Origin of the sequence: Yimella lutea, assembly GCF_006715095.1 — a bacterium.
GTDB classification, from domain to species: domain Bacteria; phylum Actinomycetota; class Actinomycetes; order Actinomycetales; family Dermatophilaceae; genus Yimella; species Yimella lutea.
On the sequence record NZ_VFMO01000001.1, the window covers coordinates 899,734 to 910,748 of the forward strand.

Here is an 11,015-nt window from a genome sequence, read left to right on the forward strand (position 1 = left end):
TCAGTCGGCCGATGGCAGAGACGGGTGATCCGTCGGATACACGCCGATGGCGAATCCGTACACCGTGTCACCCGAGCGCGGCATCCGGTCGAACTCCTCGACGAGTTCAGCCATCCGGTGCCAGAACTGCGACGCCTGGTCCTGGGAAAGGCGGGCGTGCCGGATGAAGCCCCACAGCTTGCCGCGTTCGTAGGCGGGGCCGGATTCCTGCGCGGCGACCGCGAAATCGTTGAAGTCCAGCGGCATTGCGCCGCGATCGGCGGCGGGTTCGGCCGGTCAGACTAGCATCGTCGAACGTTCCAAAAATGTGGATCATTGCCTCGAGAAAGCTGCTTCTCATGACCGACGTGCTGCTCTACCACCACATCCAGGGCCTGACCGACGGCGTCCGTGCTTTTGCCGACGAGCTACGCGAGGCCGGGCACACGGTGCACTCACCCGACCTGTTCGAGGGGCGGACATTCCCCAGCATCGAGGACGGCTTCGCCTATGCGAAGGAGGTGGGGTTCGAGGAGTTGGGCGAGCGAGGCGTCGCTGCTGCCCAGGAGTACGGAACCGATCTCGTGTATGCGGGCTTCTCGTTCGGTGTGGCGATCGCCCAGCAGCTGGCCCAGACCCGATCCGGCGCACGCGGCGCGCTGTTCATGTACTCCTGCCTGCCGGCCAGCGAGTTCGGAGCGTGGCCGGCCGGGCTGCCCGTGCAGATCCACGGCAAGGAAGGCGACGAGTACTTCGACGAGGACCTGCCCGCAGCACGTGAGCTCACCGAATCTGAGTCCAATGCAGAGCTGTTCGTCTACCCGGGCGATCAGCACCTGTTCGCCGACAGTTCTCTCGACGCCTACGACCCGCAGGCGGCAGCCTTGCTCATGGAGCGGGCCAAGGCCTTCCTTGGCGGGCTTGACTGAGCGCTCCGGCAACGAAAAGTCCGCAGAACCAGTAGACCGACTCGCCGATTCTGCGGACTTTCGGGTTGTTCAGACGTGCTCGTGGTGATCCGAACTCTCGCTCGGTGCAAGGCGGACGGTGCCGCTGCCGGTGCGAGCGCTGAGCTTGACGAAGTCTTGGCCGGGGGCCGGTTCGCCGGCGGAAGGCAGCGTCGACTCCACCGGACGTCCGGAGACCACGTCCGTCCAGACCGGAGTGCCTTCGGGGACGTGCACGCTGACCGAACCACTGCCGGTCTTGGCATCGATCTCGCCGTGCTGGAGGCGACTTACGGACACGTCGCCACTGCCGGTGCGTCCCCGCACCTTGCCCCGAGCCCCCTCGATCGACAGGCTTCCGGAGCCGGCCTTGAACGAGAGTTCGCCGAACAAGTCGCTGATGCTGACGTCGCCGGAGCCGGTGGCGATGATCGCCTCGCCGTCGAGGCGTCCGGCTCGGACGCCACCGGACCCGGTGCGCAGTCGGGCGTCGCCCTGCAGGTGAGCCACCGTGATCCGGCCCGAACCGGTGTCGACGAGGGTCTCGCGTCGGACCCGGTCGAGCACCACGTGGCCTGATCCGGCCTTGCACTGCATCGAGCGCAGCTCACCCTGCTGGGTCACCGGCGCGCTACCTGACTGCACGATGACGTCACTGTCGCCCGGAACGTGGATGCGCAGGTCGACGGCCCATTCGCGTCCGCCGCCCAGGCCCCGCGGCCGCGGGGTGACCACGCGCAGCGAGCGACCGCGCTGCTCGACCAGCACCTCGTCCGCGTGAGTGCCTTCGATCTCGACCGAGACGTCGGTGGATCTCGTGGCGTCCAGGTGGACCGAGCCGCCCTGGATCTCCACGTACAGCTCGACAGGTTCGCGGGCCTCGAACTGTTCGTGTCGCATGATCAGTTCCACCCCTTCATGTGTCGGCTGCCCTTTCGTCCGGTGAACGGGTCCTGACCGAGGAAGTGGTTGATCAGTTCGCTGGGGTCCATCTGAAACCCGTCCTTGATCGTGGAAACGCGAATTGCGTTGACGATCCACGTGTTCAGCGACTGGTTGGCAGCCTCGGCGCGAGCCTCGGCCTTGGCCTTGACCGCCTCGGGCAGGCGTACCGTGACGCGGGCCAGGCCGCCTTCGTCCTCGGGTTCGGCGTCCTTGTCCAGGTGAGGGGGCGACGGGGGAGTGGGCGGACTCGGCAGCGGCGCGTTGATCGCGAAGTCGAGGTCGCGACCGACCAGTTTCACATCGACCGAACCCGACGGCATCTTGGCCGTGATCTCGGCGGCAGCGGCGCTGACCGCCTCCATGATGGCCAGTCGCGCGGATGCGTCGATGGCGTACGAGAGGCGTTCGGCGACGAACTTCTCGCCGTCCTCCCCGGCGGCACGGGCGGCAGCGAGCAGGTCCTGCCGCATTCCTTCGATGTACGGAGTGATGTCCATAGACATCACTATGACGTCAACATGGCGTCAGCATCAAGGGTTCGGGGGCGGCAGAAAAATCCGAGCCGCCGACGATCTGCTGGACGCGGGTCATCACGAGGTCGGCAGTCGAGGTGCGTGAGGGTCATGGGGCCTCGACCAGGCCGGTGACGCGGGCGTCGTGTGCCGCCAGCGTGGGAGGCAGCGCCGTCTCCTCGTGGTCGAGCAGCCAGTGCCCCAGTCCGAGCAACTCAGCCGCCGGTCGGGGATCGCTGCGCGCGAGAGCGGCGGCCGTTCCCACGCAGCACTCGCCCATGGCCGGGGCGGACGCGTAGAGCGGGGCCCGCCCATCGCCTCGGCGAACCACCTCGTGGCCACATCCACCCGGTCGAGTGCCAGCGCCGCCCAACCCGCGTACGTGGCGATCGTGGCCGTCGGCCGCACGCCGAGTCAGCCTGCCTGGCACGCGGAGTCCTCGAGCAGGTCGAGCGCCTCCTGCGGCCGGCCGGCGTGCAGCAGCAGCGCCAGGGCGGCCTTGGGATGGCAGTGACCCTATGCACCACGCCGGCACTGTGGCCTGCCCGGGCCATCGCCGCGTGCTCTTCGGCCATGGCTCCCTCGGTGTCACCGGCGGCCCGTGTCCTTGTCCGCGCCGCCTGGACGGTCCTCGTCCAGAGGGAAGCTCACCAGCGTGGTCCGAACGCCACGGCGTAGCTCGTCCAGCCGCACCCGCTCGGGGCCGACCAGGGTGGCAGACACGTTGTCGTAGGCGATGTCCCCCTGCCACAGGGCCAGGGCGCGGCGGCACAGATCGGGGTTCAGTGCGTACATCCAGGCCGAGGTGCGCCGCGTCGAGGAACGGGCCGAATTGAATGCCCAGGACCAGGCGGCGGGACGGCCCGCGACTCGTCCGGTCGACCTGGATCGGGTGCACCTGCAGCGTGTGTTGCGCGGCACCGCGGCCGGTTCCCCGACCGAGGCGGAGTGGTTGCGGAACGCGGCGATGGTCGGCTTCGAGCTGGTGCCCCGGTGGGGTAAGGGTGGCCGCGACGTCGTCACCGGGTACTCGGTGTCGTTGGCCGACACCGACTCGGTCGCGATCGCCGAATCGAAGATCGCGCCGGACCTGACACTGACATCGTTGCGGAAGCAGTGGGCACCCCACGAAACACCCGGAGACCCGGCGGGAAGCGCTCGCGCTGTGACGGGAAGAAGAGGCGGTTGTCGACCACCCCGCCACCGACGTTGAGGAGCACCTGGCCGAAGCCGAGCACCACGCAGAACGGTTCGCTGCCGAGGTCGAGGCGACCGACCCCGAAGACATTGAGCAGTGGCGATCGCACGCGGCCGCCGCCGGCGGGATGCTCGCCCTGGCCGCGGTGCATCACCCCGACCCGCACGAGGCGTCCCGGCTGGGGAAGGTCGCCGACGAGTACGCCCGAGTGTCTTCGATCCCCGCCCGAAGGACTACACCACCGGGGCCGGGATGTAGCACGGCAGCACTCTGCCCCGCTCCCGCTCAGCAGGGCTCGCAGCACGACACCTGAACCTCGCGACCCGCGCCGGCGGCCGCGACCGGACTCGCGGCTGGTACGCGGTGATGAAGCAGATCCAGCGCACCGTGCCCGCTCTGCAGGATGCGCAGGCCGCCCGCCAGGAACTCGTCGACCTTGGTCGCGGCCAAACCGTCACCCAGCAGCAGCTCGTGCCTGTCCGGGTCGGCGCCGGGTATAACGCCGAGGCCGGCCGCGTCCCCTCGTCGATGCGCACCACTCCCGCGCCGGAACTGCCGGCAGAGGCGATCGAGGCCCAACAGGCCGCAGCGCACGGCACTTCTGGGCGACCTCGGTTCCCGGCCGCCGGCACCGGTCCGGCGCACGGCTGGTCCAATGGGTGGCCGGCACCCCCCACGCCGCACCGGGCCGGCACCTGATCGAGGGTTCGGTCAGTAAACCTTCCACACACATCAGGATGAGGGGCTACAACCAGCGTTATGGCCCCCTTGTGTCACCCAGAGATCGCCCTACCCAGCCCCGTCAGCTGGTCGGCGAGTCGGGAGGGCGTCGCGTGAGAGACAGCGTCCCAAGGCCTGGGATCGCATGTCCCGACGTAGTCGATCACCGTTCGCCGCGATCCTTAGTATCGTCGCCATCTTCGATGCTGTTGAATAACACGCGAAAGTAGCGGACAACCCCCCATAATGTGACGATCGCAAGCGGGAGCGACAATATTTGGAGGAGCGACCCCAAGCCCTCATTCGATTGTTTGAGTTGCGATCCTCCAAAGGTAAGGGGCTCATCACAGATGAGGGTGTAGGAGTTCCTGGCGCGTCGGTCCGGGGGTGAGGGTCGAGGTCTCCCGATGATGAGAGTTCTGACGCAACTCATCTGGAAGACCTCGACGTGCACAACGCTACCTTCACGACGCCTGACCTGACTACGTTCTGCCGCCTGGATGAGCTTGGTCTCCTCGCGACGGGTCAACGTCTTGAACCAGGCCGGGCGGTGCTGACGTGCCGGGTCGTTGAGGATGACCGGTGGTGTCACCGGTGCGGCTGCGAAGGGACCCCGCGGGGCAGCGTGGTCCGCCGGTTGGCCCACGAACCGTTCGGGTGGCGACCAACGACACTGCTGGTCACGGTACGGCGGTACCGGTGCACCGAGTGTGGGCATGTGTGGCGCCAAGACACCAGCCTCGCGGCCGAACCGCGAGCCACCTTGTCGCGGCGTGCGATGGCGTGGGCACTTGCCGCGATCGTGTGTCAGCACCTGACCGTCGCCCGGGTCGCTGAAGGACTCGGCGTTGCCTGGAACACCGCGAATGACGCGGTCCTCGCCGAGGGGTACCGGGTGTTGATCAACGACCCGGCCCGGTTCGAAGGTGTCACCGCGATCGGGGTCGATGAACACGTCTGGCGCCACACTCGGCACGGCGACAAGTACGTCACGGTGATCATCGATCTGACCCCGATCCAGGACGGCACCGGGCCAGCACGGTTGTTAGACATGGTTCCCGGCCGATCCAAGGCCGTGTTCAAGACTTGGCTCGCCGACCGTGACCCAGCGTGGCGTGAGACGGTGCAGGTCGTCGCGATGGATGGGTTCACCGGCTTCAAAACTGCTGCTACCGAAGAACTCCCGGACGCGACCACGGTGATGGACCCGTTTCATGTCGTCCGGTTAGCCGGTGACGCCCTGGACAAGTGCCGGCGCCGGGTCCAGCACGAGCTGCACGGCCACCGGGGTCGGGCCGGTGACCCTTTGTACCGTGCGCGGCGCACGCTGCATACCGGAGCGGACCTGCTCACCGACCGGCAGCAGGACCGCCTCACCGCGTTGTTCGCGGTCGAGGAGCATGTGGAAGTTGAGTGCACCTGGGGCATCTACCAGCGGATGATCGCGGCGTACCGGCACCGCGACCGTGCCACCGGCAAGAAGCTCATGACCGCCCTCATCGATTCGATCAGTACCGGTGTGCCCAAGGCCTTGACCGAGATCACCACCCTTGGCCGCACCCTGACCAAGCGGTCCGCCGACGTGCTGGCCTACTTCGACCGGCCTGGCACCAGCAACGGACCAACGGAGGCGATCAACGGTCGCCTCGAGCACCTACGCGGGTCGGCCCTCGGCTTCCGCAACCTCGCCCACTACATCGCCCGATCCCTCCTCGAAACCGGCGGCTTCAGACCTCAGCTACACCCTGGTTTGTGATGAGCCTGAAAAGGGCTGTTGGAAGTCCTGGATCGGATTGCAGCCGAGCGTTGCATTTGCGATTACTCCTGCTCCACCACCATATGTGAAGCCGGCGACGCCACCGATGACGGTTCCTTCCGGCCCGACGACAGGCAGAGCCCCGAGCGCGGCCATGCCCAACTCGCGCAAGCGGCCCCTGCCGAGCGAGGTGTCGGTCGACGCGCCGCAGCATCGTCGGGTCGCTGGGGTCGGAGAGTGCGCCGAGACGGGTCAGGCAGGCCCGCATGCGGCGGTGCTCAGACAGTACGACCGCCGACAGCTGGCGGACGCCGGCGGCGTGCGCCGAGCGGGCTGTCTCGACGACGAGCGCTCGCCCCACGTCCTGGCCCTGCCAGTCGTCGACGATCATCACCGCGATCTCGGCCTCGTCGGTGTCCGATGACCGGACCCACATCGCGAGACCGATCGCCCGGCCGGTGCCGGACTCATGTGCCACGTGCGATCGCTGAACACCGTCCACCACCCGTGCGAGTGCGGTCGCCAAGCGGAGCGGAAGCCGCTGGATGCCGGTGTGAAGACGCAGGTACGCAGATTGCGCAGACATCCCACCCATGACCTCGTGGACGGTGAGGACGTCGCCGTCCGTGAGGGAGCGCACCGCGAAGGTTTCGGTGGGCGCCGGGAGGGCAGTGCCCCAGTGCTGAATCACAGGATCATGGTTGTCGTGGTCTGCATGACGCTCCTCGTGGTCTCGTTGAGACCAAGCTGCGCGCCCGGTCTGTCACCGACCTGGCACGGTCGGAGAACCTCCGAGAACGCTGGGCTTGCTCGACCAGCGTCGGGGTGTGGCCGCGTTGGCGTTCGCGGTCACCGTGGTTTCGGCCCATGCGGATTCACTTCGACACGTCGCTCGTGCCTCGCGACGGCTCAGTACAAGCCTTCGTCATCCGCAGGGCTCGACCAGCGGTGGTCAGTCGTCGGCGAGGGCGCTGCGCATCGGCAGCAGCTTGGCGTCCGACTCGGCCAGTTCGGCCTCGGGGATGCTTCCGGCGACAATGCCGCAGCCGGCGAAAAGCCTTATTCGACAGGGGTCCTCGGGGTCGAGCATGCCGCTGCGCAGGGCGATGCCCCACTCGCCGTCACCATCGACGTCGAGCCAACCGACCGGGCCGGCGTAGCGTCCGCGGTCCATCCGCTCGAGTTCGTGGATGACCTCGGCTGCCATGCCGGTCGGCGTGCCGCACACCGCCGCGGACGGGTGCAGCGCGGCTGCGAGCGCCAGTGACGGCGTGCCGTTGCGCAGCACGCCGGTGACGTCGGTGGCCAGGTGCATCACGTTGGGCAGGTGCAGCACGAACGGGGACTCGGGCACGTTCATCGACTTGCAGTGCGGACGTAGCGCCTCGGCGACCGAGCGCACGGCGTACTCGTGTTCTTCGAGGTCCTTGGAGGACCGGGCCAAACCGGCGGCCAGGCCGAGGTCGTGCTCGTCGTCGCCGCTGCGGCGGATGGTGCCGGCGAGAACACGCGAGGTGACCAGGCCCTTCTCGCGGCGCAGCAGCATCTCCGGGGTCGCCCCGAGCATGCCGTCGACGGCGAAGGTCCACGTGTTGGAGTAGGTCTGCGACAGGCGGTGCAGCAGCCGGCGCGGGTCGATCGGGGTTGCGCTGCGAGCCACGACGTCGCGCGCCATGACCACCTTGTCCAGGTCGCCGTGCTGGATGCGCTGCACGGACTCGGCGACCGCGTGCGCCCACTCGTCGCGGCTCAGGGACCCTGATTCGAAGGCCGTCTCACCGGTCGTGCGCGGCTCGTGGCGCTCCACCCGGGCGGGGGTACCGGGCAAGCGGTCGGCCGTCGCGATCTGGGTGATCCAGCAGCGGCCCTCCCGTCGTCCGACGACCACCTCGGGCACGACCAGCGTGCTGGTCTGACCCGAGCGGCGACTGAACGCGAAGGTGCCGAATGCGATGGGTCCCGTGCCCGGGAGGTCGAGATCGGTGCGGACCACGGCGCTCGCGGCGACGTCCTGCCACCACTGTGTGGCGGCGTCGAACCGGTCGGCACCGCTGGTGGTGATCGAGGCGGCCCGGCCCCAGCCGATGAGTCCTTCGCCGCCCCGCAACCAGCAGACGATGTCCTGCGGCGCGACGTCGTCGGGCACCAGCAGCGACAGGTCGATCGGGTCGGGGATCTGCGTCGTCCGGGCCACCAGGGTCGGCGGGGTGGCGTCGGCGAGCGGGAAGGTCACGAGCAAGGAGCGTACGCCGACCGGCGAGTAATACGGTCACTGCGTGCGTCAAGATGGGCACATGAATCGCGCCAGCCTCGACAAGCGCCCCTCCGACGTCGCCCGGATGTTCGATGACGTGGCAGCCCGCTACGACATCACCAACGACGTCATGTCGATGGGGCAGGACCGCCGCTGGCGCAAGCAGGTGGTGGACGCCGTCGCACCCAAGCGTGGCGAACTCATCCTCGACATCGCTGCCGGCACCGGCACGTCGAGCGAGCCGTTCGAGGCGGCCGGTGCACAGGTCGTGCCCGCCGACTTCTCGCTCGGCATGCTGCGCGTCGGCAAGAAGCGTCGCGCCGACATGGCCTTCACCGCGGCGGACGCGATGAACCTGCCGTTCCCGGACAACACGTTCGACGCGGTCACGATGAGCTTCGGTCTGCGGAATGTCGAGAACTCGGTGAAGGCGCTCGCGGAGTTCCACCGCGTCACCAAGCCCGGCGGACGCGTCCTCATCTGTGAGTTCTCGACGCCGACGAACCCGGTTTTCCGCAAGGTGTACTCCGAGTACTTGATGGGTGCGCTGCCACGCATCGCCAAGCCGGTCGGATCGAACGCCGAGTCGTACGTGTACCTGGCCGAGTCGATCCAGGCCTGGCCCGACCAGGCCGGGATGGGCGCGCAGTTGCAGCAGGCCGGCTGGAGCGACGTGGAGTGGAAGAACCTCGCCGGCGGGATCGTCGCGCTGCACCGGGGCACCAAGGCCTGACTTCTTCGCGGTCCGGAGCACGCGTGGTCGGGTTCTCGTCCCGTCGGCGCCTTGGTTTCGGCGCGCACGCCTTCCTTCGTCAGGCGTGGGCTCTGCCAGCGGCGTTCGCAGGGTGCGGCTCGACCAGCGGCGGTTGCGGATGTAGCTCGACCGGCGGTGTTTAGGATCGCCTTAGTAGGGAAATTCGAGGGCTGCGACGTAGAGTGCACGGGTTAGTGAACGTCTTCACAAGCAGACCCAGAAGCACCGAGGAACCCCACTGTGAGCCAGGCTGCCCCGCATCATGCGGCGGAGGGAACCGCTGACGTCATCGTCGTCGGCGCAGGCCCCGCAGGTTCGGCGACCGCAGCGCACCTGGCCCAGGCCGGCCTCGACGTGCTGGTGCTGGAGAAGGCCACTTTCCCCGACGACACCGACCGCGGCAACAACCGTGGCGAGGCTCTGTCTCCGCGCGCGGTTCGCGAACTGATCACCCTCGGCGTCCCCACCGACGGATGGGTGCGCACCAAGGGTGTGCGGATCATCGGTGGCGGCATGCGACTGCAGGTCGCCTGGCCGGACGAGGCCGCCTTCCCGCCGTACGGTTTCGTGCGCAGCCGGCGCGAACTCGCCCAGGCCCTCGCCGAGCATGCCGCGGCCGAGGGCGCCCGCGTGCTGCACGGGGTCGAGGTCACCGGGCCGATCACGGACTCGAACGGCAGGATCGTCGGCGTCGAGGCTCGGCGCATCGACGACGAGGGCGCGAAGGTCGGCTTCGACACGCCGCTGGTCATTGCGGCCGACGGCGCCGGGTCGGTCCTGGCGCAAGTGGCCGGTCTCGAGTCGGAGCAACCCGAGATGTACGCGGTCTGCGCCACGTACACCAGTCCGCGCAGCAACGACGACCACCTGGAATCCTGGGTCGAACTCCCGACGCCGGACGGCGGTGAGCCGATGCGTGGCCGCGGCTGGATCCATGGCCTGGGCGACGGCACGAGCACCGTCGGACTCACCGTTCGCGAGGACATTGCGCCGGCCGACGCCGCGAACGCCCTGAAGCGCTGGGTGGCGACGATGCCGTCCGAGTGGACCTTCGACGACTCCACGATGCAGGGCGAGATCGAGGGCGCGCGCCTTCCGGCGGGTCTGACCCGCGGGCGGTTGTACACCGACGGGCTGTTGCTCGTCGGCGACGCAGGAGCCTGCACCAACCCGTTCACCGGCGAGGGCATCGCTGCCGCGCTGGAGTCCGGCCGCCTCGCTGCGCAGGTTGTCGTCCATGCCTTCGCGCGCTGCGATGCCGCCGGTCGCGAGCAGGTCCTGGCTTCCTACCCGGACGCCGTGAGCGGCGCGCTGGGTGGGTACTACACAATGGGTCGTTGGTTCGCCAAGATGATCGGCAACCCGCACCTCGAGCGCTGGGCCGTGAAGTACGCGGTACCCCGCGCGACGACGATGCGGTTCGCGGTGAAGTTGATGGCAAACCTCGGTGACACCCACGGCCGCAACGCCGACGACCGGCTGCTGGCAGCCCTGACACGGGTGACCCCGGCAGCATGAGCGTGAATACCATGGAGCGTCGCTCGATCATGAGCGCCTGGAAGGAGTCGGCCCGATGCAAGGGATGACGAACTACTCGTATGCACCGCTGTTGTTCTTCGCGGCCATCGGTCTGTTCTTCGCGGTGTTCTCGGTCGTCGCCGGTGCACTCGCCGGCCCGAAGCGATACAACCGCGCCAAGGCGGACGCGTACGAGTGCGGCATCCAGCCCACCCCGCACGCGGACGGCGGCGGACGCGTCCCGGTCAAGTACTACCTGACCGCGATGCTCTTCATCATCTTCGACATCGAATCGGTGTTCCTCTACCCGTTCGCTGTCTCCTTCGACCGCATGGGCCTGTTCGCCCTGGTCGAAATGGTGCTGTTCATCCTGACCGTCTTCGTGGCCTACGCATACGTGTGGCGCCGCGGCGGCCTCGACTGGGACTGAGG

At 68.2% G+C, this 11,015-nt stretch carries 14 protein-coding genes; 8 read left to right on the top strand and 6 right to left on the bottom strand.

Annotated elements, in window-relative coordinates:
* A complete protein-coding gene (locus tag FB459_RS04305; RefSeq protein WP_211345127.1) occupies positions 1-246 on the bottom strand; it encodes a hypothetical protein in 246 nt (81 codons plus the stop codon).
* Between the two features lie 92 nt (positions 247-338).
* Here FB459_RS04305 and FB459_RS04310 point away from each other — a divergent pair, with 92 nt between their 5' ends.
* Complete coding sequence (locus tag FB459_RS04310) at positions 339-908, top strand: dienelactone hydrolase family protein (RefSeq protein ID WP_141927576.1); 570 nt, start codon at positions 339-341, stop codon at positions 906-908.
* 69 nt (positions 909-977) lie between these two features.
* Here the strand turns inward: FB459_RS04310 and FB459_RS04315 are convergent, their stop codons facing one another.
* From FB459_RS04315 to FB459_RS04325, 4 genes are all read right to left on the bottom strand, one after another.
* Positions 978-1,826: a DUF4097 family beta strand repeat-containing protein gene (locus FB459_RS04315; RefSeq protein ID WP_141927577.1), complete on the bottom strand. Its 849-nt coding sequence runs from the start codon at positions 1,824-1,826 to the stop codon at positions 978-980.
* Between the two features lie 2 nt (positions 1,827-1,828).
* The gene (locus FB459_RS04320) at positions 1,829-2,368 is read right to left on the bottom strand and encodes a toxin-antitoxin system HicB family antitoxin (protein ID WP_211345128.1); all 540 of its coding nucleotides are present in this window, start codon (positions 2,366-2,368) and stop codon (positions 1,829-1,831) included.
* 124 nt (positions 2,369-2,492) lie between these two features.
* Positions 2,493-2,648, bottom strand: a complete 156-nt coding sequence (locus FB459_RS17145; protein ID WP_170221691.1) for a hypothetical protein — start codon at positions 2,646-2,648, stop codon at positions 2,493-2,495.
* A gap of 323 nt (positions 2,649-2,971) precedes the next feature.
* On the bottom strand, positions 2,972-3,178 hold the full coding sequence (locus tag FB459_RS04325; protein ID WP_141927579.1) for an AfsR/SARP family transcriptional regulator: 207 nt from the start codon (positions 3,176-3,178) through the stop codon (positions 2,972-2,974).
* A 10-nt stretch (positions 3,179-3,188) separates the two neighbouring features.
* Here FB459_RS04325 and FB459_RS04330 point away from each other — a divergent pair, with 10 nt between their 5' ends.
* The 4 genes from FB459_RS04330 to FB459_RS17150 all read left to right on the top strand — a co-directional run bounded on the left by FB459_RS04330 (position 3,189) and on the right by FB459_RS17150 (position 6,481).
* On the top strand, positions 3,189-3,596 hold the full coding sequence (locus FB459_RS04330) for a hypothetical protein (protein ID WP_141927580.1): 408 nt from the start codon (positions 3,189-3,191) through the stop codon (positions 3,594-3,596).
* Between the two features lie 351 nt (positions 3,597-3,947).
* Complete coding sequence (locus FB459_RS04335) at positions 3,948-4,280, top strand: hypothetical protein (protein ID WP_141927581.1); 333 nt, start codon at positions 3,948-3,950, stop codon at positions 4,278-4,280.
* A gap of 469 nt (positions 4,281-4,749) precedes the next feature.
* Entirely contained in the window at positions 4,750-6,057 is a 1,308-nt protein-coding gene (locus tag FB459_RS04340; RefSeq protein ID WP_141927312.1) for an ISL3 family transposase, read from the top strand.
* 274 nt (positions 6,058-6,331) lie between these two features.
* Positions 6,332-6,481: a hypothetical protein gene (locus tag FB459_RS17150; protein WP_170221693.1), complete on the top strand. Its 150-nt coding sequence runs from the start codon at positions 6,332-6,334 to the stop codon at positions 6,479-6,481.
* Positions 6,482-7,009: 528 nt separating this feature from the next.
* On the opposite strand, the gene FB459_RS04345 is transcribed toward FB459_RS17150, so the two are convergent.
* Positions 7,010-8,290, bottom strand: coding sequence for an isochorismate synthase (locus FB459_RS04345; RefSeq protein ID WP_141927582.1), 1,281 nt, complete (start codon positions 8,288-8,290; stop codon positions 7,010-7,012).
* 61 nt (positions 8,291-8,351) lie between these two features.
* Between FB459_RS04345 and FB459_RS04350 the strand changes: the two genes are divergently transcribed.
* From FB459_RS04350 to FB459_RS04360, 3 genes are all read left to right on the top strand, one after another.
* Positions 8,352-9,044: a demethylmenaquinone methyltransferase gene (locus FB459_RS04350; RefSeq protein ID WP_141927583.1), complete on the top strand. Its 693-nt coding sequence runs from the start codon at positions 8,352-8,354 to the stop codon at positions 9,042-9,044.
* Between the two features lie 261 nt (positions 9,045-9,305).
* A complete protein-coding gene (locus FB459_RS04355) occupies positions 9,306-10,583 on the top strand; it encodes a geranylgeranyl reductase family protein (protein ID WP_141927584.1) in 1,278 nt (425 codons plus the stop codon).
* Positions 10,584-10,647: 64 nt separating this feature from the next.
* On the top strand, positions 10,648-11,013 hold the full coding sequence (locus tag FB459_RS04360; protein ID WP_141929412.1) for an NADH-quinone oxidoreductase subunit A: 366 nt from the start codon (positions 10,648-10,650) through the stop codon (positions 11,011-11,013).
* The last annotated feature ends 2 nt before the right edge of the window (positions 11,014-11,015 follow it).

Bases quoted from the DNA above. Each gene is read 5' to 3' on its own strand.
- FB459_RS04350 (WP_141927583.1), top strand. From the start codon at position 8,352: ATGAATCGCGCCAGCCTCGACAAGCGCCCCTCCGACGTCGCCCGGATG.
- FB459_RS04335 (WP_141927581.1), top strand. From the start codon at position 3,948: ATGAAGCAGATCCAGCGCACCGTGCCCGCTCTGCAGGATGCGCAGGCC.
- FB459_RS04315 (WP_141927577.1), bottom strand. From the start codon at position 1,826: ATGCGACACGAACAGTTCGAGGCCCGCGAACCTGTCGAGCTGTACGTG.
- FB459_RS04310 (WP_141927576.1), top strand. From the start codon at position 339: ATGACCGACGTGCTGCTCTACCACCACATCCAGGGCCTGACCGACGGC.
- FB459_RS04305 (WP_211345127.1), bottom strand. From the start codon at position 246: ATGCCGCTGGACTTCAACGATTTCGCGGTCGCCGCGCAGGAATCCGGC.
- FB459_RS04360 (WP_141929412.1), top strand. From the start codon at position 10,648: ATGACGAACTACTCGTATGCACCGCTGTTGTTCTTCGCGGCCATCGGT.
- FB459_RS04325 (WP_141927579.1), bottom strand. From the start codon at position 3,178: ATGTACGCACTGAACCCCGATCTGTGCCGCCGCGCCCTGGCCCTGTGG.
- FB459_RS04320 (WP_211345128.1), bottom strand. From the start codon at position 2,368: ATGGACATCACTCCGTACATCGAAGGAATGCGGCAGGACCTGCTCGCT.